Below are 25,967 nucleotides of genomic sequence, written 5' to 3' on the forward strand. Positions count from 1 at the left end.
ATGAGTAAATTATATACAATTGCGATCGACGCAATGGGGGGCGACAACGCTCCTGAAGAAATTGTGAAGGGCGCTTTAATCGCTAGAGACCGGTATGATAATCTGCAATTGGATTTATATGGGGATAAAGGCCGGATTCTAGAGATTATTGGTGATAGTGATCAAAACAGGCTCACTATCATCAATACCACTGAGAGCATTGAAATGGGCGAAGAGCCGGTTAAAGCAGTCCGCCGGAAGAAAGATTCTTCGATGGTCGTGGCTGCTAATGCAGTTAAAGACGGCAAAGCGGGTGCACTGTTTTCAGCTGGTAATACCGGTGCCTTGCTTGCGAGCGGCATCTTTATCGTGGGCCGGATTGATGGCATTCAACGACCTGGTTTATTGACTGTGATGCCTTCTGTAGACGACCCGCAGCGTTCATGGGTGTTTATGGATGTTGGTGCTAACGCTGAAGTAAAAGCACCGTATTTGGTACAGTTTGCTGTTTTGGGTGATTTCTATGCCACACATGTCTTAAAACGCCCGAACCCTGAGGTCAGACTTTTGAATAATGGCGCTGAAGAAGATAAGGGCGATAAGATTCATATCGAAGCACATCAGCTATTAAAGCATATCAAGGAATTGAATTTTACCGGCAATATTGAAAGCCGTGAACTATTAAACGGTCACGCTGATGTTGTTGTGGCTGACGGTTTTTCTGGCAATGCAGCACTTAAAGCGATTGAAGGGACGGCTTTAACGATGTTTGCTGGGCTGAAAAATGTCTTGGTTAACAGCGGTTTAAAGACTAAAATCGGGGCCGCACTGGTCAAGCCGGCACTGAAAAAATTCGCTTCTGTTCTGGATTATAATAATGCTGGGGGTGCGGTTATTGCTGGTTTAAAAGCACCAGTGGTTAAAACGCACGGTTCAGCCAAAGCAAAGGCTGTCGCAAATACGATTGGTCAAATTAAAACGATTCTTGAGGTTAATTTGGTGGCGGATATCACGAAATATGTTCAGGAAAATAAAGACCAGTTCGAAGTTCATGTGGAGGAAAAATGACAAAAGAAGAAATTGCTGCTCAGTTAACAAAAGAAGTATCAACACGTTTTAATTTACCGGAATCCAAAATCACACCAGATTTGGATTTTACAAAAGATGTCGATGCCGATTCGATTGATTTTGTCGAATTAGTCATGGAATTAGAAGACAAGTACGATATCGAGATTTCTGACGATGATGCAACCAAATTGATTACCTTTCAGTCAACAGTTGATTATTTGTACGATCACGTGAGTAAAAGATCATAAAAGAGTTAGTTTGTTGCAATTAATCAGACGTTAAAACTTTCATGCCTCCTTGTCTGGGGGGCTTTTTGATATAATTAACAAGTTAATGGCTAGTATTCAAGAATCGATTAAAAAAGACTTCGGAATTGAGTTTTCCGATCAAAAATTATTATTAGAAGCCTTCACACAAGGCAATTATCTCAATGAGCATCCCGAGGAAGGCGGGCGTGATTATCAAAGACTCGAGTTTTTGGGCGACTCTGTCATGCAGCTGATTGTGGCTGATTATTTATTTACGCGTTATCCGGATTGGGAAGAGGGCCAATTGACCGAGATGCGTATTGCGATGGTCCAAAGCAAGTCTTTTTCGCATTTTGCCAGACTGGCTCATTTTGACCGTTATATTAGATTGGGCAAAGGCGAAGAGTTGTCCGGTGCGCGTAATCGTGATGGTTTATTGGAGGATATTTGGGAGGCTTTTGTAGGTGCTTTGTATAAAGACCAAGGTGCGAAAGCTGTTTTTGATTTTTTGAATCAGATTTTTTTCCCAGCTGTTGATGCAGGGTTTTTTGAAGAGTTCATCGATTATAAGTCCAAATTACAGGAACTATTGCAAAGAGACGGCTCTGTCGATATCGAATACAAAGTGGTCAAAGAAGATTTGTCTGACGCGCAAAAGCCGCACTTTGAGGTTGCTGTCTTTGTAGACGGTCAGCCATTGGGTTCTGGTTCGGGCCGGTCAATTAAAATTGCTGAGAAAAAAGCGGCTAAAGTGGCCTATGGGGATGTTCTTCCGAAATGAGACTCAAGTCGCTGGAAATTAATGGTTTTAAATCTTTTGCTGATAAAACAGTCATTGATTTCATGCCTGGCATGACCGGTATTGTCGGTCCAAACGGCTCGGGAAAGTCCAATATCATTGAGGCCATCCGTTGGGTAATGGGCGAACAATCTGCAAAGGGATTGCGCGGCAGCACGATGTCTGATGTCATTTTCGGCGGTTCAAAAAATCGCCGAGCACTCGGCCGCGCTATGGTCACGATGACGATTGATAATTCGGATCATTTTTTACATACAGATTTTGATGAAGTACAGGTATCCCGGCGTCTATACCGCGATGGCCAAGCCGAATATTTAATTAATGGGGTTAAATCTCGTTTAAAAGACATTACGGATTTATTTGTTGATACAGGATTGGGTCGGGAATCGTTTTCGATTATCAACCAAGGCAAAGTAGAAGAAATTTTTAATGCCAAAGCTGAGGACCGACGAGCGATTATCGAAGATGTCGCTGGTGTTTTTAAATACAAGCAGAATAAATTAAAAAGTCAGAATGAGTTAGCACAAACACAGGAAAATCTGGCTCGTTTATTAGATATTGTCAAAGAGATTTCTGATCGTCTCCAGCCTCTCAAGGACCAAGCCGAAGAGGCGGAAGCTTTTTTGGCTCTTCGCAAACAATTTGACCAACTGAATCTAGCTAAATTGGTTCGCAGCCGGGCAGAATTGTCGCAAAAAGAAAAGCAGTTTATAGATGATTTGCAGCAACTCTTGCTTAAAATTCAGAAACAGGAAGAAGCTCTCAAGGATCAAGACCAGCAGCAGACGGACACGAATTTACGTACCAATGGCTTGGATCATGATTTATTAGAATTGAACCGTACGATTGAGACTTTGACCCAGCGCTATGAGCATGCTATCGGGCAGCATCAGCTCCAAGAACAAAAAATTGCTTCGTTGACGCAGAATAAGAAAAACCTTAAAGATGATGAGGCGAAGAACACGCAGCGGCTGGCACAGCTGGATCAGCAAACTGATAGTTTGCATATTGAGACTGTTGAATTGCAGGAGCAATTGATTCAGGCTCAGGATGCTGTCCATAATATCAGCCAGGAATTAGCCGATAGTGGGGATTTAACGGCTCAGGATCAATTGGAAAATACGCGCAGCCAGTATCTGCAATCCATGCAGGATGCTGCTACATTGTCCAATCAGCTGACCAATTTAGATCGGGATCAGATGCGTATGACTTCTCGACTGGATAGCTTAAACCTTAACCGTCAGCAGGTAATGAAAGAAATTGCTGAAAAAAAACAGGCTGTTAATCAAGGCAAACAGCAGGATGATGATCAGAGTTCGGATTTAGAAGCTCAGTCTCAACAGGCGCAAAAAGCGTTAAATGAGAAAAAAACTCACTTATCGACATTAAATCAAAAGCATAGTGATTTGGTTAGCCAATATAATCAGGTGCGTGTACGGGTGGAATCGCTACAAAATGCCAATGAAAATTTGGATTTGTACGTGGGCGTTCGGAATTTATTAAATAGTCGTAACCAATTTCCTGGATTGTTCGGAACTGTTGCTGAATTGATTAAAGTTGCGCCGGCATACGCACTTGCCATTGAGACGGCACTGGGCGCAGGCTTACAGAACATCGTGGTTGATACACAGGAAACGGCAAAAAACGCGATCAGCTTTTTGACTGAACGTCGTTTGGGCCGCGTCACTTTCCTACCGATTGAGACGATTAAAGCGCGTTATCTGCCTGAAAATCTTTTACAGCGTCTGGATGGTGAATCCGAGTATGTTGGCCTGGCTACCGACTTAATTGAACGCGATCATCAATTTTCAGCTATTATTGAAAATTTACTAGGGACAACAGTTATTGCCGAGAATCTACCAGCTGCCTTTCGTCTTTCAAAGACGGCTAACCAACGTTGCCGGATTGTCACGCTTGATGGACATGTGGTTAACGCTGGCGGATCAATTACCGGTGGTGCCAATCGCCATCAAAGCGGATTATTGTCTAAAAGAGCTGAGCTGGACCGTTTATCAGCGCAATTAGACCAAATTAAACAGCAGGGCATTCAAGCTAATCAGGATGTGCTGACAGAGCAGCGCGAAATTGCGGCAGCAGAAGCAGCCTTTGTTAAATTACGCAACCAGCTGTTAGCGGATAAAGAACGTTTGCAGCTTCAAAGTGCTCAGAAGGGTTTACTTGAAGAATCGCTTCAGCAAATGGCTAAGCAGTTAAAAGCTAATCAGCTAGAAGAAGATACCTTGAAGACGGATTTATCCCAAGCCAAACAAAATCGGCAATCGGCCGCGGTTCGTTTGCAAAAATTGCAGCAGACAAATGATCAGCTGCGTCTGACGATTCATCGTTTAACAGATAATCTGGCTGATGCACAATCTTCGGCACACCAGCAAAATGATCGTCTAGCTTCTGCCAGAGAACAACTGGCTGCCTTTAAAGTACAGAAACAGGCCGATGAGAAACGTCTTAAAGAACTTGATGATGAGCGTGTACTGCTTATTCAAGAACAGAACCAGCAGGCAGCTAAAAGCCAAACACTTGATCAGCAGCTGCAGCAGCTTCAAAGACAGATACAGCTCTCTTCGGACGCTGGCCAAGCTTCACAAGCCTTAAAAGAAGCTAATGATAAACGTGAACAGCTTCTTGTCGAACAGTCTGAGTTAAAGCAGCAGGCCGATGCGCTGAGAAAGGCTATTTCTGAGCAGCAGCAGCAATTGCGGCATCTATTAGATCAAAAAAATCAGCTTGATTCCAAAAAATCAGCTGTCGTTAGTCGTTTGACTGAGCTAGACCAGCAGTTGCAGGATTTAGGAAATCCAGATATTGATCACTTGGATTTGCATTCCGATGAAAGTCTGGCTGATATTAGCCGCCAGTCAGCCTCTTTGAAGGAGGAATTAGCTAAACATAATAGTGTGAACTTAGCCGCCATTGATGAACTTAAAAGTGTTCAAGACCGTTACGATTTTCTGATCAGCCAGCGTGATGATCTGATCAAGGCTTCTGAGAATCTGCAGACCGTGATGGATGATATTGACCGAGAAGTGGTTCGACGCTTTAAAAAAACTTTCGATGCAGTTGCAGAACAATTCAAGACGACTTTTTCTGAATTATTCGGCGGCGGCCAGGGCAGCTTGGAATTAGACAACCCGAAAGATCTTCTGACGAGTGGTATCGAAATTCGCGTTCAGCCGCCTGGAAAAAAACTGCAGCGTTTGTCCCTACTTTCTGGCGGTGAAAAAGCACTCACGGCCATTGCACTGCTGCTGGCGATTTTAATTGTTCACCCAGTACCTTTTGCGATTTTAGATGAGACAGAAGCTGCTTTGGATGAAGCGAATGTCGACAATTTCGGCCGTTTTCTGAAGGATTTTTCTAATAAGACGCAGTTTATCGTGATTACGCATCGTAAAGGCACAATGCGTTACGCTAATGTATTATATGGAGTGACAATGCAGGAACCAGGTGTTTCGACAATGGTTTCTGTGGATTTGGAACAAGCCAAAGCTGCATTGGAGGGCTGATATGAGTTTATTTGACCGCTTATTAGGACGAAAAAAAGACGAAGAAACCCCGCAGAAGACCTTTTTAGGTAAAGTTAAAGATGCTTTGGCGCCTTTATCGGCTGATGAAGATCAGACCTTAGCAGAGAACAAACCAGCTTCGACGCCGCAAAAGCCCGCAGAATCTGATTCTGCCAGCAGCGAAGATCATTACGAAGCTGGTTTAACCAAAACACGGTCAAGTTTTGCTGAAAAATTCCAGTTGTTAATGGCCAATTTCCGCGCCGTCGATGAAAATTTCTTTGATGAGCTGGAGGAGACTTTGATTGCGGCTGATGTCGGTTTCGAAATTGCCTTAAAAATATCAGATGAACTCCAAGATGAAGTGCGTTTAAAAAACGCGACCAGCAAAAAAGAAGTTCAAGAAACGATCATTGAAAAATTGGTCGACGTTTATGACCGAGCCGGCAATGGTGAAGATAACAGTATGCACATGGCTGCCGCTGGTAATCCTTCGGTCTTCTTATTTGTCGGCGTCAACGGCGTTGGGAAGACAACTACGATTGGCAAAATGGCTCAATTGTACCGTCAGCAAGGCAAAAAAGTCTTATTAGCCGCTGCTGATACTTTCAGAGCTGGCGCGACCGAGCAATTAGTTGAATGGGCAAAACGTGATCAAGTCGATGTTGTGACGGGAAAAGAAAAATCCGATCCAGCTGCTGTGGTATTCGACGCTGTTAAACGAGCTGTTGACCAGCACTATGATATCTTATTCGTGGATACAGCCGGTCGTTTGCAAAATAACGAAAACTTGATGCGTGAATTGGAAAAGATGAAAAAAACGATCACGCGCCAGCTGCCGGAAGCCCCGCAAGAGGTATTGCTGGTCTTGGACGCGACGACTGGTCAGAATGCCTTGCAGCAGGCGCGCCTTTTCAAAGATTCGACTGACGTGACCGGCTTGGTGCTGACTAAATTAGACGGCACGGCTAAAGGTGGTATTGTTTTAGCTATCCGACAGGAATTGCATTTACCGGTCAAATGGGTTGGTTTAGGTGAAAAAGTCACGGATTTAGCGCCCTTTGACGCCGACCAATTTGTCTACGGTTTATTTAAGGATTTAATCTAATTTGAAATTAGCGGAAAAACAATTATCAACAGAACTGTTAGCTTTTTATGGTCCTTTGTTGTCCGATAAACAACAGGACGGCCTGCAGGCATTTTTAATTGATGATTTAAGCGTGTCGGAAATTGCTGAAAACGACGAAATCAGCCGCCAGGCGGTGTTTGATCAGTTAAAACGCGCGCTTGATAGCCTGCAGGAATTTGAATCTAAGCTGCACTTAAGAGAAAATTATCTTGCACGCAGAAAAATCGAAACACAGTTGCAAGAAAAATTTGATCCGCGTTTACTAACTACTTTAATTGATTTGGAAGAAAAATAATGGCATTTGAGAATCTAACATCCAGAATTCAAACAGCAATGAAGAACCTGTCCGGCAAGGGCAAAGTTTCTGAAGGCGATCTTGATGAAACCTTACGAGAAATTCGTCTGGCTTTATTAGAGGCCGACGTTAATTTAAAAATTGCCCGCAGTTTTATTGCTCAGGTACGAGAGAAGGCTTTAGGAGCCAAGGTTCTTGAGGGCTTAAATCCGTCAGAACAGATCATTAAAATTGTTAACGACCAACTGACTGATATGATGGGTGCTCAAGCGGTGCCTCTGAATAAGTCGCCAAAGATTCCAACGGTGATTATGATGGCTGGGCTGCAAGGTGCTGGTAAGACGACAACTGTTGCTAAGCTGGCTAATAAGTTGAAAAACGACAACCATGCTCGTCCCCTATTGATTGCGGCCGACGTTTACCGTCCAGCTGCGATTGAACAGTTACAGACTTTGGGTCGCCAGCTGTCAATCCCTGTTTTTGATGAGGGTACTGACGTTGATCCGCGTCAGATTGTTAAGGATGGTTTAAAACAAGCTGACCAAGAAAAAAATGATTATGTTTTCATTGATACGGCTGGGCGTCTGCAAATCGATGAACTTTTGATGCAGGAATTAAAAGACATCGAAAAAATTGCCAAACCTGACGAAATCCTGCTGACTGTCGATGCCATGACCGGACAGAACGCGACCGAGACAGCTCAGGGCTTTAATGATGCTTTGGGTATTACGGGTGTTGTTTTGACCAAGCTGGATGGCGATACACGTGGTGGCGCTGCACTGTCGATTCGTGAAGTCACTGGTAAGCCGATTAAGTTCGTCGGTGAAGGCGAAAAAGTGACTGATCTGGATGTTTTCTATCCTGATCGTATGGCCAGCCGAATTCTGGGCATGGGCGATATCCTTTCTCTGATCGAGAAAACACAAAAAGATGTTGATGCAAAACAAGCAGCGGCGCAACTACAAAAGCTGCAGGAAAACAGTTTTGATTTCAATGACTTTTTAGATCAGCTCAAACAAGTTCAGAACATGGGCCCAATGGAAGACATGCTGAAAATGATTCCTGGTATGACCAATAATCCGGCTTTGGCGCAAGTTCAAGTCGGCCCCAAAGACTTCGCTCACATGGAAGCGATTGTTTATTCGATGACACCGGCCGAAAGATTGGACCCGGAACTGCTATCACCGGCACGCCGCCGCCGGATTGCTGCAGGATCTGGACGGCCTGTGATTGATGTCAATAAAATGATCAAGCAGTTTAAACAAATGCGGCAGATGATGTATAAGTTCACGAATGGCAAAGGCGGATTGCCTGCCGGCATGGAAGATATGCTTTCGGGTGTTGATCCCAGTGCGTTAGGTGCTGATCCAGCACAAATGGGCGGTATGATGCCGAGTTTTCCTAACCAGGGCGGGTTTGGTGGTAAAGTCGCCGATTTCGCCATGAAGCGTGCCTTTAAAAAAATTCAAAAAGCTAAGAAAAAGCGAAATAAAAGACGCAAATGAATACAAAAATTTTAACAACTTTAGAATTTGATGAGATTAAAAATCGACTCGATTCTTTTTTAGTAACAGCTAAGGGAAAGGAAAAACTCGCTCAGCTGCTGCCATCCGGAGATGCACAGCGAGTCAGTATTCTGTTAGGGCAGACTGACGATGCTTTGTTAATCGACCGCCGGCGTGGTGGATTGCCAATCAGGGCGACTAACGACCTCACAGAAATTTTCAAACGTATCAAGCTTAAAGCAGTGCTGGCTTCCAGTGAATTGGCTGACTTAAATGCTTCATTGCAATCCAGCCAAGCTGTGATTGATTTCTTTCAAACGATTAAAGACGAAATCTGGTTTGACAATCTGCAGCAGATTTTGTTTCTCGTGAATCGTTTGACCGATTTTTCTCAATTGTCCCAAAGACTTGATCAAACGATTGATGATCAAGGAAAAATGCTGGATACCGCATCGAAAAAGTTGGCGCATATTCGCAAAAACATTCAATTAACCGAAACAAATATTCGTGAACTGCTCTTAAAAATGACCAAGGGCAATGATGCCAAATATCTTTCAGAGAACGTGATAACGACAAGAGACGGTGTTTTGGTGCTGCCTGTTAAAGCGGAGAATAAAAAACATTTCGGTGGTATTGTCCACGATCAAAGCCAGTCGGGTCTGACATTGTATATCGAACCTGAAGCAGCTGTTTCGCTAAATGACCATTTGCATGATTTGGAAATTGATGAACGGCGTGAAATTAATGCCATTCTGATCGATATTTCTCAGTCGCTTTTCCCGCTGTATGAACAATTGAAATTAAATAACGAGCTGATTGGCGAACTGGATTTGATTCAGGCAAAAGCACGGCTGGCCAATACAATGGACGCAATCAAGCCGCAAATTAATAGCGAAAAAGAGATTGATCTGCAAGCTGCGCGTCATCCTTTGCTGCCTAGTGATGCCGTGGCAAATGATATCAAATTAGGCCATGATTTTATTTCTCTGATTATCACAGGGCCTAATACCGGCGGTAAAACAGTTCTGATGAAAACATTGGGCCTGTTGCAGCTGATGGCGCAATCCGGTATTTTCATCACGGCTGATAAGAATTCGTCAATTTATGTCTTTGATAATATTTTTGCCGATATTGGGGATGAACAAAGCCTGGAACAATCCTTATCGACTTTCTCATCGCACATGATGAATATTAAGGAAATTATCGCTGATTCTGATACTGATTCCTTGGTCCTGCTGGATGAATTGGGGGCTGGAACGGATCCAAGCGAAGGCGCTGCCCTAGCCATGGCCATTGTCGAGAATTTGTCCGAGCGGAAAATTCTGAATCTGACGACGACTCATTATCCGGAATTAAAAGTTTTCGCCGACCAAAAGCCCTTTGCCGTCAATGCCAGCATGGAATTTGATTTGAAAACTTTGAGACCGACTTATCGTCTCTTGATTGGCATTCCGGGCCAGTCTAATGCGATTACGATTGCTCGCCGTTTAGGCGTCGATAAACGGGTATTGGAGCGGGCTGAAGCCTATGTCGATCCCAAAGATCAAGAATTGAATAATTTGATTCAGGGGCTGGTTTTTCAAAGACAGGATCTCGATCAGCAGCAAGAGGACTTGCAAGGACGCCTAGCTGATGTCAATAGCGAAAAAGAGAATCTGGATCGTCAAAGTAGTGAACTGGAACAATCCAAGGCTAAATTACTGCTGGACGCAAAAAATGAGGCGAATCACATTGTGGCTTCTACTCGTAGTGAATCCAAAAAATTACTGGATCAAATTCGCAGCGAGCGTTTAAAAGCCGGCCAAGGATCGGGAAAAAATGAGCAGGAACTGAACCGGATCGTCAATCAGTTTGACAAGCTTAGGCAAAATGATTCCCTTGAAAAGAATAAGGTGCTGCAAAAAGCTAAGCGTGCCAAACAGTTCCGTATCGGTGAGGATGTCATGGTAACTAGTTACCATCAGCCTGGCAGGATTACGGACAAGGTTTCCAATCATGAATGGCAGATTCAGATGGGCATTTTGAAAATGACCGTCCATGAAAACGATTTGGAAAAACTGCCGGAAAGTCAAGTGGAAAAAATAGCCAAAAACAAGCCGGTCATGCACAATACACGTGTCGTCAAAACGGCCTCACGCAACGTCTCTGGGCACATTGACCTGCGCGGCGAGCGTTACGAACAAGCGATGATGGATTTGGATCGTTATATTGACCAAGCCATGCTGAACAATATCGACACGATTGAAATCATTCATGGCAAGGGCACTGGTGCTTTAAGAGAAGGTGTCACACAGATGCTGCGTTCGGATCGCCGTATCAAACATTATGAATTTGCCAATGCTAACGGCGCTGGCGACGGTGCTACGATCGTTGAATTAAATTAATTTTTAGCAGCCAGCAGTTCGCTGACAAACTTATGAATGATTGGTAGATCATCATCGTCAATTGCCAACTGGATTTTAACCGGCGCGGTTGCAAGATTAGCGCCGGCTTTTTTGACTTGATTAGCAAACTTTTCAACTGCTTTGCCGTAGTCTTTGCCATAAAATTTATCCCCAGATCCGATGACACCACAGACTTTGTTTGACCAGTCTGCTGTATTTAAATCGTCAAAAAAGTCCATTGATTCATCGGGCACGGTGCCTTTATCGTAAGTATAGGGAACGATAACAACAATATCCGACTTGCTTAAGTCGGAAAGCTCAGTCTCCTCAAATTCACGAATATCGGCCTCATAACCTTGTTTGAAAAATTCATCGTCCAAGGCTGTGACGATGGTTTCACTATTTCCTGTAATCGTTGTGTAAATGATATCTATCTGCATAGTTTCAATTTTAACGAAGAACAGCCGATTTTGAAATTGCAAGCGCTTACAAAATATGTTATATTAACAACAGGCAATGAGTTGGTGCATCAACTGATAACTGATGCGATCCTAGTAGCCGGCAATCTGATAACTTGACTATTTCGAAATACTGTTTTTCGACCAAATGATACCTGGATGATTGCAAGGCTGTTAAGCATGATAGAACTCATTGCGAAAATCTATCTATAAAATAGTGCCTGCCTTCGGGCGGGTTTTTATTTGCGCAATTAAGGGCTTGCAAAGGTACCATTCCGGGTTATACTTATAGACATCGAGACCAGAAGCCGCAGTTGTTTGTTACAGAAAATCGGGATTGATGAAAGCCGACACAGATCAACGCGAAACTGACTAGCTCTAATAAATCACAAATAAAAGACCAAAGAGGTCGTCATTTTTATGGCGATGAAGTTGGGTGGTACCGCGTTGAAAGACGTCCCTCACTAGTTTTAGCGAAGGGCGTTTTTATTTTTTGAGGAATTATGGCAGATTTTAAATTAACGATGCCCGATGGCAGCATTAAAGACATCAATCAAGAAACGACTCCAATGCAGATTGCTCAGGCAATCAGCCCGTCACTAGCAAAAAGGTCGGTAGCAGCTCGAGTGGACAAGCATTACATTGGTATGAACGAAGCAATTCGTTTTAGCGGCCAATTCAAATTAGTCACAAAAGACGAAGACGAGGCTTTGGACATTCTGCGGCATTCGACTGCACACCTTCTAGCTCAGGCTTTGCGCCATTTGCACCCGAAGATTCATTTGGGTGTCGGCCCATCGATTTCAAACGGCTTTTATTACGATACAGATGATTCTGGTGAATCAGACAAACAAGTTGCGGCAGACGAATTCCCGGCTATCGAAGCTGAGATGGCTAAAATTGTCAAAGCAGATTTGCCGATTAATAATCGTCCCGTTTCACGTCAAGAAGCTTTGCAAATTTTTGCTGATGACCCATACAAGGTAGAGCTGATTAATGATCTTCCTGAAGACGAAGAAATTACAATTGCTGTTCAAGGCGATTATACAGATCTTGACCGTGGTGGTTTGGTGCCGTCGACAGGCTGGATCAAACACTTTGCACTGTCTTCAGTGGCCGGCGCTTATTGGCGCGGCAAATCTGATAACCCAATGATGCAGCGTATTTACGGTTTGTCTGAATGGACGGCTGAAGATCTGCAGGCTCAACAGACAGCTATTACAGAGCGCAAAGAGCGCGATCACCGGACGATCGGCCGGCAAATGGAGCTGTTTTTCACGAACCAGGAAATTGGTGCCGGTTTGCCTGTCTGGCTGCCAAATGGTGCTGCGATTCGTCGTACGATTGAGGACTATGTGGCTGAAAAAGAGCGTGAGAATGGTTATCTGCATGTTTACACGCCGGTTGTTTCCAACCTTGATCTCTACAAGCGTTCTGGACACTGGGATCATTATCGTGATGACATGTTCCCGCCGATGAAAGCCGATGATGGCGAGGAGTTGGAGCTGCGTCCGATGAACTGCCCATCGCATATCGAAGTCTTCGAACATGAACCGCGTTCATACCGCGACCTGCCTTACCGCATTGCTGAATTCGGCCAGATGCACCGTTGGGAGAAATCTGGTGCCTTGACTGGCCTGTCGCGTGTTCGTGAAATGACGCTCAACGATGGCCACACGGTTGTCGCACCTGAACAAGTTGAATCTGAATTCAAGGAAATTCTGCGTTTGATCCGTGAAGTTTATGCTGATTTTGGTTTCACAGACAAAGATTATCGTTTCCGCCTTTCATACCGCGATCCGAAGAATACGAAGAAATATTATGACGATGACGCCATGTGGGAGCATGCACAAGCCGCTTTGAAACGCGCGATGGACGACATGCACTTGGATTATTTTGAAGCCGAAGGCGAAGCTGCTTTCTACGGGCCAAAGCTTGATATTCAGTTCCGTACAGCTCTGGGCAACGAAGAAACCATGTCCACGATTCAATTAGACTTCTTATTGCCAGAACGCTTTGACATGAAATATACGGGTGAAGACGGACAAGACCATCGTCCAGTTCTGATTCACCGTGGCGTTGTCGGTACGATGGAACGTTTTGTGGCTTTCTTAATTGAAAAATACAAGGGTCAATTCCCGACTTGGCTGGCACCTGTACAGGCTGTGATTATTCCAGTTAATTACGGTGCTCACGGCGATTACGCGCAAAGTATTTACAGCCGCTTGATGAAAGACGGCCGCCGGATTAAGTTTGACAAGCGTGATGAAAAACTGGGATATTTGATTCGTGACGCGCAAGTCAGTCTGAAAACACCTTATATCCTTGTTGTTGGGGATCAGGAAGTTCAGAATGGGACGGTCACAGTTAGATTACGCGGCAGCGATAAGACACAAGAAATGTCTGTCGACGAGTTCGAAAAGCTGATTAATAGTGACGTTGCAAATTACTCAAAGGGTAGCGAAAAAGTGCAGGAGATGTTAAGTAAATGACAGAAATTTCATTGGAGCAGATCAAAGAATTCGACAAAGGTTTTAAAAGTTTTCCAGCCGCTAATGCGATTCATCGTGCCATCAGCAGCAACGGTATCAATAAAGCGACTTTAGACCCTAAAGCGGCGATTCAGTCCCAGCCGGTTTTTTCAGTCGAGGTTAAGACAGGAAAAGTTGCCAATCAGATGGCCTCAGGCCGCTGCTGGATGTTTGCGGCTTTGAACACGATGCGGCATCATACAGCTGATTTATTCAATATTTCAGACAAATTTGAATTGTCGCAGAGTTACACTTTTTTCTGGGACAAATTTGAAAAAGCTAATTATTTTTACAATAATGTTGTGAAAACAGCTGATTTACCGCTTGATGACCGCAAAGTTTCCTATTTGATGGCAACGCCTCAGCAGGATGGCGGCCAGTGGGATATGATTTGCGCCATTATTGAAAAATACGGCCTTGTGCCACAGAGTGTTTTTCCTGAAAGCTATGATTCCAGCCACTCATTTCCTCTGAACCGGCTTTTTAATCGTAAATTGCGCAAAGATGCTGTCGAATTGCGTTCCTTGGCTGCACAGAAGTCTAATCAAGCTGAAATTGATGAGAAAATCAAAGAATTCAATTCAGATAACTATCGTTTGCTGAGTTTGGTTTTTGGCGATCCGGCTGATGTTGCTCACTTTGACTTCGAGTATCGTGACGAAGATAAGAATTATCATCTAGAAAAAGGTTTGACACCAAAGAGCTTTTTTGAGAAGTTTGTGAATCAGAACTTAGAAGACTATGTCTCGATCATTAATGCGCCGACGGCCGACAAGCCATACAACAAGACCTATACGATTGAAAATCTTGGCAATGTTGTTGGCGGCCGTGAGGTCAAACATTTAAATGTTGAGCTGGATACTTTCAAGCAATTGGCTGTTTCTCAATTGAAGGATGGCCAGTCTGTCTGGTTTGGTGTCGATATGGGTCCTCAGGTGGATCGCGATTCTGGCATCATGGATTTGGATAACTTTGCTCAAGAAGATGCCTTGGGGATTGATTTAGGACTTTCTAAGGCTGAGCAGTTAGATTACGGTGATTCTTTGATGACCCACGCCATGGTTTTAACTGGTGTTGATTTGGATGAGAATGGCAAGCCTTTGCGCTGGAAGGTGGAAAATTCCTGGGGCGAAAAAGCCGGGAAAAACGGCTACTTTGTCATGTCTGACGCCTGGATGAGCTTGTATGCCTATCAAGTTGTTGTCAATAAAAAATACTTGTCGCCAGAGCTTGCTCAAGCTCAAAGTGCCTCACCGAAAATTCTCGATCCGTGGGATCCAATGGGTGCGCTGGCTTAAGTAGATTCTTCTAAAACCGCACCGTTGTGCGGTTTTTTTATTTGCTAGAATTTTATGGTTTGCAGTCTTGCCGCCCTTGGCGTTAGAATAATCTCATGCCTGATGCTAAATGGGCGACTATCCAAAAGTAAGATGGCTGATATTTTTAATATTCAGTCAAAGTTTTTATCAAAAATGAAACAAAGTAGATCTTTGAAAGATTGTTTTTTTGATAGATTCATCATGAAAAATATAAATGGAGGAAACAATTTGGTACTTGAAAAAACATTATATCGTGAGCTGTTCAATCACGCTTTTGCTAAAAGCATCAAAGTGAATTATTGGGATGATACGACAGAGTCATATGGAGAAGGTGATCCGCTTGCAACGATATCTATCCATAACCCTATTCCGATTTCCGATCTCACGAGTCAACCGACACTGACCTTGGCTGAAGCTTACATGAGTAAGCAGATTGAGGTTTCTGGATCGGTTCAGGAATTGATTGCGGCTGCTTACCAGGCCCACGGCAGTTTTTTGACCAGTGCAAAATTTGCTAAGTTTTTGCCAAAAATGTCTCATTCAAGAAAAGCCAGCAAAAGCGAAATTCAAAGTCACTACGATATTGGCAATGATTTTTATGCTAAATGGTTGGATCCGACCATGACCTATTCCTGTGCCTACTTTAAATCCGACAGCGATTCATTGGAAGAGGCACAGTTGAATAAAGTTCATCATGTTTTAAATAAATTGGACGCTCAGCCGGGCCGTCGCTTAGTTGATATTGGCAGTGGCTGGGGCACGTTGATTATGATTGCGGCCAAGGAATATGGTTTAAAAACGCTTGGCGTGACCCTTAGTCAGGAACAATACGACTATACACAGGCTCAGATTAAAAAAGAAGGTCTGGAGAGTCAGGTTGAAGTACGATTGATGGATTACCGCGATCTGAAAGGCGAGAAATTTGATTACGTGACCTCGATTGGCATGTTTGAGCACGTGGGTAAAGAGAATTTAGCTGAGTATTTGCAGGTTATCAAAGATATCTTAGTGGATAACGGTGTTGCCTTGATTCACGGGATTACCGGTCAGCATAAAGGTGTGGGTGTCGATCCCTTCTTGAATAAGTACATTTTCCCAGGCGGATACATCCCTAACGTCGAAGAAATGCTGGGCCATGTGATGGACGCTGGTTTACAGTTGGACGACCTTGAACCATTACGGCGCCATTATCAAAAGACTTTGGAAATTTGGCATGCTAATTTTAAAAAAGTCTACGATCAGGTCATTGATTCCTATGGTGAGCCCTTCGCTCGCATGTGGGACCTGTATTTGCAGGGGGCTGCTGGCTCTTTTGAAGGCGGTAATATTGACGTGATGCAGTTCTTGATTTCAAATGGCGCTAGTTCGACCGGCTTGCCGATGACACGCAAGTATATTTACGCAAAAGAAGATTGATTTGGTAAACACTCTGGGAAGAGTGTTTTTATTTGCTCAATTTTCACAAGTTGGTTAATAAATTATATAATGAACGTGGAACCTGAATTGTTAGCGCTTACATAAGAAGAAGTGCCTACGTGTCGGGTAATTATTATTAAACGGTATCTCGGAGGTCCACATGAACTTTATTCGTGACCATACAATGTATGCCGCCATTTTTGGATTTTTTGCTTTTGTCTGGTTTGGCTGGGCACAGGAAAATCCTCGCCCGGAATGGCGTTGGTGGCTGGCTATTTTGTCAATTGTGGCTTTAGGAATTGCGATATGGGGTGGTATTTTAAGCGTGTACCATTGGCATGATGCTTCGGCTTTAAGTGAAGGAAAAAATTTTGTTTGGTATCTGATTTTTTTCTATGCGGAACTGTTGTTTGCAGTCATTGGTGTCATACTGCTGGTGTATTTGAAGCAAATGAGTTGGACCGTGGTTTGGGTCAGTGCGGTTGTAGCGATTCATTTTATTGCTTTGGCTTTTGTTTTTCAGGATTCAGGATTATTTATTCTGACGGCGGCGATGCTGTTGGTAACGCTGCTGGCTCATCCTATTGCGACCTATTTTCAGGTTGCTAATAGCGCAATAACGGGTATTGGAAACGGTATTCTGCTGGTTATCTTTGCTGTAAGAGGGCTGATTTTGTTTTTCCAGGCCGGCTGATAAGTCAACAAAAAAGCGTTCTAGACGAACGCTCTTAATGTTTGATATAGCTCCAATGGGAATATTAAAACGCTTATATACCAACGTTTTCATAGACTATGTGCAGAAAGTGTGCAGATTCAGATACAAAAACCGTTCGATGTTGCCTTTGTTCTTCAAGAACCCACCAAGTCCCCTGTTGATATTTAGTCGATAAACGACATTCCTGTAAATAAGCTGTGACTGCTTGATGTTCACCCCAGGTGTCATAGCCCATCATATAAATTTGAGTGAGTTCTGCTGATAGTGCTTTTCTTAGTTTTTGCAATAGAACATTTTCCTCTTGATACTAGATTATTTAAAAAAAAAATTCCCAGATTAATCTGATTATATACACCTATAAGGCAGATTAGACTTCTCAATATTTAGATCTAATCAGTTAATCAGTTATTTTATCTTTTAACAATTCTTTGTGCTTTAATAAAACTAATTAACGGGAGCAAGTTAGGTGAGAGGGTGACGATGACTTTGGATAATACTGCAGAACTGTCCAACGAAGAAAGTGGTTTATCAGTTAAAAATCTGAACATGAGTTTTAAGACCAAAAAGCAGCAAAAAGCTATTCTTAAAGATCTTAATTTTATGATTCCTGAAGGGAAAATAACAGCCTTTTTGGGACCGAATGGCGCTGGGAAAACAACAACGATCAAAATCCTTTTGGGATTGATCAAACCAAGCTCCGGAGATATTCGATACAAGGGCAATAAGGAATATTTAAAATATACCGGAGCAGTTTTGGAGGGCAGTCGAAACATTTACTGGCGGCTTTCAGCAGTTGAGAATTTTGAGTATTTTGGTGCTTTAAAGGGATTGAACAGAAAAAAATCCATAGATAACGGTCTCTATTTCTTAAAACTATTCGACCTTTATGATAAAAAGGATATCGATACCAGGTCCCTTAGCCGCGGTCAACAACAAATAGTAGCTATTTGTTGTGCGCTGCTCAATTATCCGAGAATTCTCTTTTTAGACGAGCCAACATTGGGACTGGATCTAAAAGCATCTGAAAAAATTCAGCTGATCCTTAAAGAATTGTCTCAGAAAAATAAAATGGGTATTTTCTTGACGACCCATGAAATTAAAATTGCACAAAATATATCTGATTACGTTATTTTTCTGGATAAGGGCAGCATCATTTATAAAAATAAGGCCTCGCAAATCGAGGACAAGGCTGAGCGGATCGAATATTTGCTTGATTTTAAAAGACCGCTTTCAAACAGCGAACTAAAAACTATTCGATCCTTTGGTCAGCTGGTCGTTGATGAAAATAAGAAATACCTAATCAGCTTAGATCATCAAGTCAGCTTTCAAACCTTCTTGACGGCGGTTAGCCGGCTTCCTATTTGCGCTATGCAGCAGAAGAGTTTAGATTTAGAAAGTTTATTTAAAAGATATATCAAGTGATTTTTCTAGGAGAAGAAAATGTTGGGACTTATTGGCGGAGAATTCAGACTAAGTAAAACGATTTATTTTAAATACCCTCTTAACAGCATCAGCATGCTCGTTTCGTATTTGTTAATTTTTTTTGGCATGATCGGCGGCAGCTACCTGGCATCTGGGAATCCTATCTTAGGGACTAATTTAAACGCGCTGGTGATCGGCTATTCTTTATGGATCCTCATTCAAAGAACTATTGATGAAATGGGTCTTTCGATTTCCGAAGAGGCCAATAACGGTACCTTAGAACAAATATATATCTCGAATTCTATCAGCAAAGTGCTTTTTGCCAGGGGGATCGTTAATATGATCTTTTCAAGCATTTTTATCTTGGTCACGGTAGCTATAATTTTATTTTTTACAGGTCATCGGATCGTCTTGGATCCAAGGGAGATCATCCCGATAGCTTGTGCCTTGTTTGTCTCGCTGGGCTTGGGTTATACCGTTGCGGGAATAACCATTTATGCCAAAAGGATCGATAATCTATTGCAAATAATACAGTACTTGTTTTTAGCCCTGCTTTTGTTTCCCTATGATAATGCCGGCATCTATCTTCGAATCGTATCGTATTTTGTGCCTTTGGCACCGATGGTGTCGGTCTTAAAACAATTGACTAACGGTCCAGCGATGGTTTCCTACAATGATCTGCTGGTATTTCCTTTGATAAATGCATTGTTTTGGTTTGTGCTGGGATATTTAGTCTTTAACTTTTGTAATGTTCAAGTTCAAAAAAAGGGTACGATCGGACATTATTGAAGATGACGACTACAATGACCAGAATACTTATACTAAAAGTTCACGTTCTTGCTCTGATTATGATCTTGGTTTCCAAAAAGCCGAAGATGACTATAAAAAATACAAAAAATTTAAACGATATCCTTACCACTTGATTTCACTTCTTAATAGTCTAAGTGGTAATAAATTAATTGAGATAGTACGATTTTTAAATGGATATAGAGATAAAAAAATAATAAATAAAAAATAAATGTTCATCTCACAGATTAATAATCTATTTAACAAAACCCGCTAACATAGTGGGCTTTATTTTACTTTCTACATATCATATATCGCCTATAAGGCAGATTAGGTTTCTCAATATTTAGGTCAGATCAGTTATTTGGTTTTAACAGTAAGTAGCGTCTTTTCTGGCTGCTGACAGAAATCCCGGTCTTGGCTTCGATCATCTTATAGGTCATACCCTTTTGGTGCAGTTGGTAGGCAAAGCTGATCTGTTCATCACTGTAAGTCTTAGGCCGGCCTTCTTTAAAGTGCTGATCATGTAATTTGGCATAGGCCTTGCCTTCTTGGGTCCGGGTCACGATCATATCGCGTTCAAACTGGGCAAAGGCAGAAAAGTCAGAAAGAAAGCTAACTTGGGAAGATATACTCACTATTAGATATAAAAACATAAAAACTCTTTTTCCAGAGAATGAGTGTATTAATTATGAATATAGCAACTATAATATAGCTATGAACAAAAGTTTCTTGTTCGATTCGAGAAATTTTTTATTGTATTCAAAAACATATATAGAGGCTTTTTATGTGGCGTCAATTTTTGTAAGTGATCCTAGTTTGTATAGCGACTTTATCAATTTCATCTCTTCAAGTAATGAAGTATTCACTATAAATGACATTATTCAAAAAGTTTTTAAGATATCAGAGATTGATGTTCTTTCTCAGGGATCAAGGTTATTACTAGATTTTATACAGAAAATTAAGGAGTGAATTTATGTCCTTGAAATATGCAAAATTTAGAGATCTATTTTTATATTTTTTGTTTTCGTTACTAAAATCTTTGCAATTAGTCTTTTTGGCTTTGGTAACACAAAGATTAATGGACTGGATTACTAAGCCGACAGAAAGTTTGCTGACAATAATTGCCGTCGCAGTTGTAGGTATGATTTTTTTCTATTTGCAGTCTTGCTTATGAACGTTGCTATTCAAAGATTGTCAAAGATGTTAATTTAAAATTCAAAAAATACAGCAGCGAATATTTAATTTGTAATGCTCATCCTGATGTTAAGTTAGATACCTCATTTTTTACGAACGACTTGAAGCAAATAGAATTAAATAAGATCGAATCTGAACTAGAAATAATTTTATGTATCATCCAATTTATTGCGGCACTATTGACAGCGTTAATTGGTTCTATTCCGTTAACTTTAATATTTTTGGTTGCCTCATTTGGACCTGGATTAGTGCAAAAATTATTGGGATCAACGATTGAGCATGAGTCGCAGACTTGGGAAAAAGCCAATAGCTTTTATACTGAAGCTGTAAAAGAAACTGAAGATATTGCTGGTAGTGCTAGATTATATAATCGGGAAAAAAGTATTTGGCAAAGGTTTATGAATAAGGCCACGGGCATGGAGATTAGTTTGTGGCATCTTAATTTAATTAAGGGTTATACTAATGAAACGGTTGAAGTGATTGCCTACACTTTTATAACTTTGGTACCAACAGCAATTGGCGTTTACCTAGTTAGCATTAAAAATATTACTTTAGGTACTTTGGTAATGATCAGCCAACTTTCTAATAACTTTGTGAACCCACTCATCTCTATTTTCTATTATTTGAATAACATCAAGCTAGCCAAACCAATGTGGAATAAATTGTTAAAAATAATTTCTAAGCTGAAAGTACGTGCCAATGATAGTTCTGATGAAGTTACATTTACTGATCTAAGTTTAGAGAATACAACAGTGGCATTTAATAAGAACATTATCTTTAATGATGTATCGTTCAAGGTAAATGCTGGTGAGAAAGTGCTTTTGATGGCTCCTTCAGGCTGGGGCAAAACCACTCTTCTTAATACTTTAATGGGAATTAATCAATTAAATAAAGGTAGTTATCAAATTAACGGCAAGAATATGGCAGGGAATTGGCAGCAAGCACATAATTATTTCAGCTATATTCAGCAAGACCCAATTATTTTAAACGATACAATCGAGTACAATGTTACTTTGGGAATCAATATCTCTGACGACAAATTAAATCACGTAGCTAAACTAAGTGGGTTGAGCGACTTAATTAATGAAAAAGGCTGGGACTATCTTATTAAAGTAAAGGGTAACAATCTATCTGGTGGGCAAAAGCAACGAATTGAAATTGCAAGGGCACTAGTGGCCAATCGACCAATAATTTTAGTAGATGAAGCTACTTCATCGCTAGATGCGAAGCTCTCAAAACAAATTCACAGCACTTTATTAGATGATAATTCTAGTACTGTGATTGAAGTTGCTCATCATATTACAACAGATGAACAAAAAATGTTTGATAAAATCGTCAAATTATAAAGCTAAACAATTCCCGAATTATCAAATTAAGTGCAACGGTTAATAGTCTATGAGGACACATGCTGCTTGAATAGGTTTTCTGCTGTTTGATAATGGAGGATGCGATGGTGCTTACGATCAATTGCTTTGGTTGCTCTTTGAACGTAATCTTCCGTTTTATCCTGCATACTTTGCCCTTTAGGAAAGAATTGCCTTAAAAGACCATTACAGTTCCCATTAGTTCCTCTTTCCCAAGGCGAATATGGGTGGACAAAGTAAATCTTGCGGTTTTGAATTTACTTAATGATGTTCGTCAAGTCTGCCGAATTTCTTCCTAGTCGACTGAAACTTGAAAGTAGTCAAACTAGCTAGGCTCCTTGTGAGATCTAGCTTTTTTGTTCCTTAATTGACTAGCTGTACAATAAACATCTAAAGTAGATAAAAGTATGGACAATGCTTTTAAGCTGGGTAATCGGATTGCAATGAATCAGTCTGAAAAAAATTCAGAATACTGATGCCTGGTAATGTCAAACTTTGCTCGATATCATTTAAAAGTCGTGCGTTCTATTCCAGTTACCCTTGCTACCTCGCTATCACTCATGCCTTGTAAATAAAGACTAAAAGCATGTTGTAATCTGGGACTATCTTTGCTGGTATAAATGAAATCAAATATCAAAACTCACTTAAAATTTTGCATTTAATCTCTATTTAATAATCAATATTTCTTGGTAGATTCTTCCAATGATCACAGTATTTCAGTGGCTGGCTTGCCTATTAGAAACACTGATAAACTAAAGATTTCAGTATCTGAATTGATATTTAGTGGTCTAATTCAGCAGCCACTAAATAAGATGGACTTCTCTGTGACATCGTCGGTAGAACAATTAAAGGTCAGTTTACTGTTTCAAGCAATCGGTGACACTAACCCTCCTCGTCTTCAAAAATATCATTCATTGTGGGAAGGCTTGTCATTGGAACCGGCGTTGTGCCATAAAGGGCAACATAGCCTTCGGCCAAGCTTTGCCAGGCCACTTGATAATAAGCGCCATTCCCGCTGATTTCTGCTAAATACTTGTAGGCACCCACTTCCAAAACTGGTAATTCGCTAGCAATGAAGATCGTTTTCTTCTAGTGGCAAAAAAACAATAACTAGTTAGCAGCCTAAGGGTTGTTTTTTTGTTTGGCTAAATCATCTAAAAAGCTCAAAACCAATCAAATCAAGGTCAAAGTGAGATCACCTCGAGGTCAAATATTTTGTATATTGATATCGTAAAAGAATTAAAGATAAGAGCAGCCGACTAAACGGTTGCTCTTTTTTTATGGAAAAGAGATTGATTGAATAAATATGAACGGACAATTAAATTCCGTATCGAAGATCTAAAACAATTGTGCCATACAGGTGGAACACTTGAAGCGATTGCGGCGTAATTTAAAATATCAAGAACGAAGAAACACAAAGAACTTGATCATGCTCTAAAAGTTCCTGGTTCAATTTTTGCAACTTTCCATAAGACGGTCAGTTTGGATATTTATCGTGAAGGTCACAACGCAGATGTGACTAGTGATGATAGTCGTGCGCATGGCTTTATTAAGGACAAGACGAAAAACTAGGTCAAGGCGCACTTACACCCCACCAAAATCTTGTGGGGTAAATCGTGCTAAAAGCTTGTATCAGAAGTCGGCTAGCCGACAACAAAATCAAACCCATAAACCCAAAGAAAGATGGTGATCGACATGGCAATTTTCCACATGAGTTTTTCTAATATTAGTGCTGGTAAGGGTCGAAGCGCCATTGCCAGTGCCGCCTATCGTTCTGGTGAGAAACTATTCGATCAAAGAGAAGGCAAAAGCTATTTCTTTGCTCGATCAGTTATGCCAGAAAGCTTTATTTTGATACCAAAAAATGCACCAGAATGGGCGAATGATCGTGAGAAGTTATGGAATGAAGTCGAAAGAAAAGATCGTAAATCAAACTCGCGCTATGCCAAAGAATTTAACGTGGCCTTACCAATTGAATTAAACGAAAGTGAACAGAAAACCTTATTGACCAACTATGTACAAGAAAACTTTGTCGATTCCGGTATGGTAGCTGACGTCGCAATTCACCGCGACCACCCAGACAATCCGCACGCTCATGTGATGTTGACTAACCGGCCATTTAACCCAGATGGCACATGGGGGATTAAAAGTAAAAAGCAATATATATTAGACAAAAATGGTAACAAAACATACACCGGAACAAGCAAGTATCCTAAGAGTAGAAAAATGCTTCTAATTGATTGGGACAAGAAAGAGAAAATTGACGAATGGCGCCATAACTGGGCAACTAGTGTTAATCAAGTTTTAGCACAAAAAAACTTGCCCGACCGAATTAGCGAAAAATCGTTCGCAGGTCAAGGGATTGATGCCGTGCCAACCCAACATATAGGCATCAATAGTAAGCGACACGAAAGAAGAGCATTTAACCAGCAAGTTCAAGATCAAAAACGGGCACAAGCTAAATACCATAACCTTACTGAGAAGATTAGAAATCACGAACACTTTGATGCTTTGACTGATGGGCTATCATTCTCGGAAAAACACACGATTCGTGATCTAAGCCAACAGCTGAAAACCTATGTTGATTTGGAACACCTAGATGATAAAGCTCGCATGCTATTCAATTGGAAAAATAGCCTCTTGATTAAACATGCTGTCGGTGTTGATATAACGAATCAGCTGCTTACTATTGACCAACAAAGTATGTCATTAAACCAGGCCAATCAATTATTAAATCAAGTGGTTGATCGGGCAGTTAAAAAGTTATATCCGGGAGTTAATTTTAAACGAACCACCGCAGCCGAGCGGCGTGAATTAATTAAAGAAACTAATAGTGAGCAAACCATTTTTAAAGACAACGAGTTAACAGAACGCTTAGCAGATATTCGGAGTGATTTACTGACCCAACAGTTATTAAGCTTTACCAAACGACCATATAGTAGTTGGCAGTTAGTTAGCCAACAGGCCAAGGAGATTAAAAAGCAGTTAACTGCGGTTTTGGCAAAACACGGGCAACAGTTGGCCGATCTAGAAAAGACCGATCGTGGAGTTCTAGTCAATTATCAGTCTAATGAGCTTGAATTAATTTCTAAGGGCTTAAAAGACTTACGGGTTATTAACGAGATTAAAGCCGTTGTCCAGACTCAATACAATAGTATTTTAATGACGGCTTTTCCGGATAGTGACCTAGATAAGCTAGCTACGATTGACAAAGAGCAGCTCTATACGGCTGTGGTTTACTATGATCCAGAATTAAAACCATTAAATGTGAACGATCTTAGACAATTACAACACCAGCCACCCGTGGTTTTTACTAGGCAACAGCACCAGGCGGGCTTGAATTACTTGTTAGGCACGATCGAATTAAAAGATGTGAAGGATCATCGGCTACAGCGCGTCCTACAACATGATGGCACCCGACAACTATTTTTAGGTGAATGCAGTCAAGACCCGCAACTGGATCACGAACAAATTGAAGCCGTCCAAACCCGACTCAAGCAACAAACGACCCGGTTCGATCAATATAAACAAGAACAAGTCAAGAACTATCAGGCCATTAATTACTATCCAACTAGTCCTAAAAACTATCTGATTAGTATTTTAGATGACGCCTTAATGACCATCTTATATGCAAAAAATTCGGATTATCTAAGAAAGCAACGGTTGCATGGCCTTAAAGAGATTGAATGGGAAATGACTAAAAAGAAACGGCAACACCAAACGAAAAACCGACATTATCCGGGTCCACTTTTTAGAGGTTAAGCATGTATTAGTTGGCATATGTATTATATTAGTTAGTATATGTATTATAATAACAGGTGAATAGGAGGC

Annotated in this window: 20 protein-coding genes and 1 pseudogene; 16 read left to right on the forward strand and 5 right to left on the reverse strand. The window is 41.4% G+C overall.

The window, feature by feature from the left end; translation table 11 throughout:
• The 8 genes from plsX to ABF487_RS08650 all read left to right on the forward strand — a co-directional run bounded on the left by plsX (position 1) and on the right by ABF487_RS08650 (position 10,928).
• Positions 1 to 1,047, forward strand: coding sequence for a phosphate acyltransferase PlsX (plsX, locus tag ABF487_RS08615; protein ID WP_415635026.1), 1,047 nt, complete (start codon positions 1 to 3; stop codon positions 1,045 to 1,047).
• On the forward strand, positions 1,044 to 1,295 hold the full coding sequence (gene acpP, locus ABF487_RS08620) for an acyl carrier protein (protein ID WP_415625962.1): 252 nt from the start codon (positions 1,044 to 1,046) through the stop codon (positions 1,293 to 1,295). The genes plsX and acpP overlap by 4 nt, the downstream gene beginning before the upstream one ends.
• Before the next feature lie 85 nt (positions 1,296 to 1,380).
• A complete protein-coding gene (rnc, locus tag ABF487_RS08625) occupies positions 1,381 to 2,076 on the forward strand; it encodes a ribonuclease III (protein ID WP_007745636.1) in 696 nt (231 codons plus the stop codon).
• Entirely contained in the window at positions 2,073 to 5,615 is a 3,543-nt protein-coding gene (gene smc / locus ABF487_RS08630; RefSeq protein WP_415635027.1) for a chromosome segregation protein SMC, read from the forward strand. Before rnc ends, smc begins: the two co-directional genes overlap by 4 nt.
• A gap of 1 nt (position 5,616) precedes the next feature.
• Positions 5,617 to 6,723 carry a signal recognition particle-docking protein FtsY gene (ftsY, locus tag ABF487_RS08635; RefSeq protein ID WP_263779933.1) on the forward strand — a complete coding sequence of 369 codons (1,107 nt, stop codon included), beginning with the start codon at positions 5,617 to 5,619 and terminating at the stop codon, positions 6,721 to 6,723.
• Between the two features lies 1 nt (position 6,724).
• Positions 6,725 to 7,039 carry a YlxM family DNA-binding protein gene (ylxM, locus tag ABF487_RS08640; RefSeq protein WP_007745640.1) on the forward strand — a complete coding sequence of 105 codons (315 nt, stop codon included), beginning with the start codon at positions 6,725 to 6,727 and terminating at the stop codon, positions 7,037 to 7,039.
• The gene (ffh, locus tag ABF487_RS08645; RefSeq protein ID WP_415624883.1) at positions 7,039 to 8,544 is read left to right on the forward strand and encodes a signal recognition particle protein; all 1,506 of its coding nucleotides are present in this window, start codon (positions 7,039 to 7,041) and stop codon (positions 8,542 to 8,544) included. Before ylxM ends, ffh begins: the two co-directional genes overlap by 1 nt.
• Positions 8,541 to 10,928: an endonuclease MutS2 gene (locus ABF487_RS08650; RefSeq protein ID WP_415635028.1), complete on the forward strand. Its 2,388-nt coding sequence runs from the start codon at positions 8,541 to 8,543 to the stop codon at positions 10,926 to 10,928. The genes ffh and ABF487_RS08650 overlap by 4 nt, the downstream gene beginning before the upstream one ends.
• On the opposite strand, the gene ABF487_RS08655 is transcribed toward ABF487_RS08650, so the two are convergent.
• Positions 10,925 to 11,368, reverse strand: coding sequence for a flavodoxin domain-containing protein (locus tag ABF487_RS08655; protein WP_263779936.1), 444 nt, complete (start codon positions 11,366 to 11,368; stop codon positions 10,925 to 10,927). The two genes, ABF487_RS08650 and ABF487_RS08655, sit on opposite strands and share 4 nt — an antisense overlap.
• A gap of 521 nt (positions 11,369 to 11,889) precedes the next feature.
• Between ABF487_RS08655 and thrS the strand changes: the two genes are divergently transcribed.
• The 4 genes from thrS (at position 11,890) to ABF487_RS08675 (ending at position 17,346) form a co-directional block, all read left to right on the forward strand.
• Complete coding sequence (thrS, locus tag ABF487_RS08660) at positions 11,890 to 13,878, forward strand: threonine--tRNA ligase (protein ID WP_415624880.1); 1,989 nt, start codon at positions 11,890 to 11,892, stop codon at positions 13,876 to 13,878.
• On the forward strand, positions 13,875 to 15,215 hold the full coding sequence (locus ABF487_RS08665; protein WP_415635029.1) for a C1 family peptidase: 1,341 nt from the start codon (positions 13,875 to 13,877) through the stop codon (positions 15,213 to 15,215). Before thrS ends, ABF487_RS08665 begins: the two co-directional genes overlap by 4 nt.
• A 222-nt stretch (positions 15,216 to 15,437) precedes the next feature.
• Positions 15,438 to 16,652, forward strand: a complete 1,215-nt coding sequence (locus tag ABF487_RS08670) for a class I SAM-dependent methyltransferase (protein WP_415635030.1) — start codon at positions 15,438 to 15,440, stop codon at positions 16,650 to 16,652.
• A gap of 160 nt (positions 16,653 to 16,812) precedes the next feature.
• Positions 16,813 to 17,346 carry a hypothetical protein gene (locus tag ABF487_RS08675; RefSeq protein ID WP_263779940.1) on the forward strand — a complete coding sequence of 178 codons (534 nt, stop codon included), beginning with the start codon at positions 16,813 to 16,815 and terminating at the stop codon, positions 17,344 to 17,346.
• 73 nt (positions 17,347 to 17,419) lie between these two features.
• Here the strand turns inward: ABF487_RS08675 and ABF487_RS08680 are convergent, their stop codons facing one another.
• Complete coding sequence (locus tag ABF487_RS08680) at positions 17,420 to 17,653, reverse strand: hypothetical protein (RefSeq protein WP_415635031.1); 234 nt, start codon at positions 17,651 to 17,653, stop codon at positions 17,420 to 17,422.
• A 194-nt stretch (positions 17,654 to 17,847) separates the two neighbouring features.
• Here ABF487_RS08680 and ABF487_RS08685 point away from each other — a divergent pair, with 194 nt between their 5' ends.
• Both ABF487_RS08685 and ABF487_RS08690 read left to right on the forward strand, forming a co-directional pair.
• Positions 17,848 to 18,789, forward strand: a complete 942-nt coding sequence (locus ABF487_RS08685; protein WP_415635032.1) for an ABC transporter ATP-binding protein — start codon at positions 17,848 to 17,850, stop codon at positions 18,787 to 18,789.
• A gap of 18 nt (positions 18,790 to 18,807) precedes the next feature.
• Positions 18,808 to 19,578 carry a hypothetical protein gene (locus ABF487_RS08690; RefSeq protein ID WP_415635033.1) on the forward strand — a complete coding sequence of 257 codons (771 nt, stop codon included), beginning with the start codon at positions 18,808 to 18,810 and terminating at the stop codon, positions 19,576 to 19,578.
• A 353-nt stretch (positions 19,579 to 19,931) separates the two neighbouring features.
• On the opposite strand, the pseudogene ABF487_RS08695 reads toward ABF487_RS08690, so the two are convergent.
• Positions 19,932 to 20,177, reverse strand: a pseudogene (locus ABF487_RS08695) (recombinase family protein); the annotation flags it as partial.
• A 696-nt stretch (positions 20,178 to 20,873) separates the two neighbouring features.
• Between ABF487_RS08695 and ABF487_RS08700 the strand changes: the two are divergent.
• On the forward strand, positions 20,874 to 22,118 hold the full coding sequence (locus ABF487_RS08700; RefSeq protein ID WP_415635034.1) for an ATP-binding cassette domain-containing protein: 1,245 nt from the start codon (positions 20,874 to 20,876) through the stop codon (positions 22,116 to 22,118).
• A 47-nt stretch (positions 22,119 to 22,165) separates the two neighbouring features.
• Here the strand turns inward: ABF487_RS08700 and ABF487_RS08705 are convergent, their stop codons facing one another.
• Both ABF487_RS08705 and ABF487_RS08710 read right to left on the reverse strand, forming a co-directional pair.
• The gene (locus ABF487_RS08705; protein WP_415635035.1) at positions 22,166 to 22,285 is read right to left on the reverse strand and encodes an integrase; all 120 of its coding nucleotides are present in this window, start codon (positions 22,283 to 22,285) and stop codon (positions 22,166 to 22,168) included.
• A 733-nt stretch (positions 22,286 to 23,018) separates the two neighbouring features.
• A complete protein-coding gene (locus tag ABF487_RS08710; RefSeq protein ID WP_415635053.1) occupies positions 23,019 to 23,216 on the reverse strand; it encodes a hypothetical protein in 198 nt (65 codons plus the stop codon).
• A 615-nt stretch (positions 23,217 to 23,831) separates the two neighbouring features.
• Here ABF487_RS08710 and mobQ point away from each other — a divergent pair.
• Complete coding sequence (mobQ, locus tag ABF487_RS08715; RefSeq protein WP_415635036.1) at positions 23,832 to 25,898, forward strand: MobQ family relaxase; 2,067 nt, start codon at positions 23,832 to 23,834, stop codon at positions 25,896 to 25,898.
• The last annotated feature ends 69 nt before the right edge of the window (positions 25,899 to 25,967 follow it).

Source organism: Oenococcus sp., assembly GCF_047725585.1.
Lineage (GTDB): Bacteria > Bacillota > Bacilli > Lactobacillales > Lactobacillaceae > Oenococcus > Oenococcus kitaharae_A.

What these genes read in the sequence shown, in the direction of transcription:
- ABF487_RS08705 (WP_415635035.1), bottom strand. Translation starts at nt 22,285, where the DNA reads ATGCAGGATAAAACGGAAGATTACGTTCAAAGAGCAACCAAAGCAATT.
- ftsY (WP_263779933.1), top strand. Translation starts at nt 5,617, where the DNA reads ATGAGTTTATTTGACCGCTTATTAGGACGAAAAAAAGACGAAGAAACC.
- thrS (WP_415624880.1), top strand. Translation starts at nt 11,890, where the DNA reads ATGGCAGATTTTAAATTAACGATGCCCGATGGCAGCATTAAAGACATC.
- ABF487_RS08665 (WP_415635029.1), top strand. Translation starts at nt 13,875, where the DNA reads ATGACAGAAATTTCATTGGAGCAGATCAAAGAATTCGACAAAGGTTTT.
- ABF487_RS08685 (WP_415635032.1), top strand. Translation starts at nt 17,848, where the DNA reads ATGACTTTGGATAATACTGCAGAACTGTCCAACGAAGAAAGTGGTTTA.
- acpP (WP_415625962.1), top strand. Translation starts at nt 1,044, where the DNA reads ATGACAAAAGAAGAAATTGCTGCTCAGTTAACAAAAGAAGTATCAACA.
- ABF487_RS08670 (WP_415635030.1), top strand. Translation starts at nt 15,438, where the DNA reads ATGAAAAATATAAATGGAGGAAACAATTTGGTACTTGAAAAAACATTA.
- rnc (WP_007745636.1), top strand. Translation starts at nt 1,381, where the DNA reads ATGGCTAGTATTCAAGAATCGATTAAAAAAGACTTCGGAATTGAGTTT.
- ABF487_RS08655 (WP_263779936.1), bottom strand. Translation starts at nt 11,368, where the DNA reads ATGCAGATAGATATCATTTACACAACGATTACAGGAAATAGTGAAACC.
- plsX (WP_415635026.1), top strand. Translation starts at nt 1, where the DNA reads ATGAGTAAATTATATACAATTGCGATCGACGCAATGGGGGGCGACAAC.
- ABF487_RS08650 (WP_415635028.1), top strand. Translation starts at nt 8,541, where the DNA reads ATGAATACAAAAATTTTAACAACTTTAGAATTTGATGAGATTAAAAAT.
- ffh (WP_415624883.1), top strand. Translation starts at nt 7,039, where the DNA reads ATGGCATTTGAGAATCTAACATCCAGAATTCAAACAGCAATGAAGAAC.
- ABF487_RS08675 (WP_263779940.1), top strand. Translation starts at nt 16,813, where the DNA reads ATGAACTTTATTCGTGACCATACAATGTATGCCGCCATTTTTGGATTT.
- smc (WP_415635027.1), top strand. Translation starts at nt 2,073, where the DNA reads ATGAGACTCAAGTCGCTGGAAATTAATGGTTTTAAATCTTTTGCTGAT.
- mobQ (WP_415635036.1), top strand. Translation starts at nt 23,832, where the DNA reads ATGGCAATTTTCCACATGAGTTTTTCTAATATTAGTGCTGGTAAGGGT.
- ABF487_RS08690 (WP_415635033.1), top strand. Translation starts at nt 18,808, where the DNA reads ATGTTGGGACTTATTGGCGGAGAATTCAGACTAAGTAAAACGATTTAT.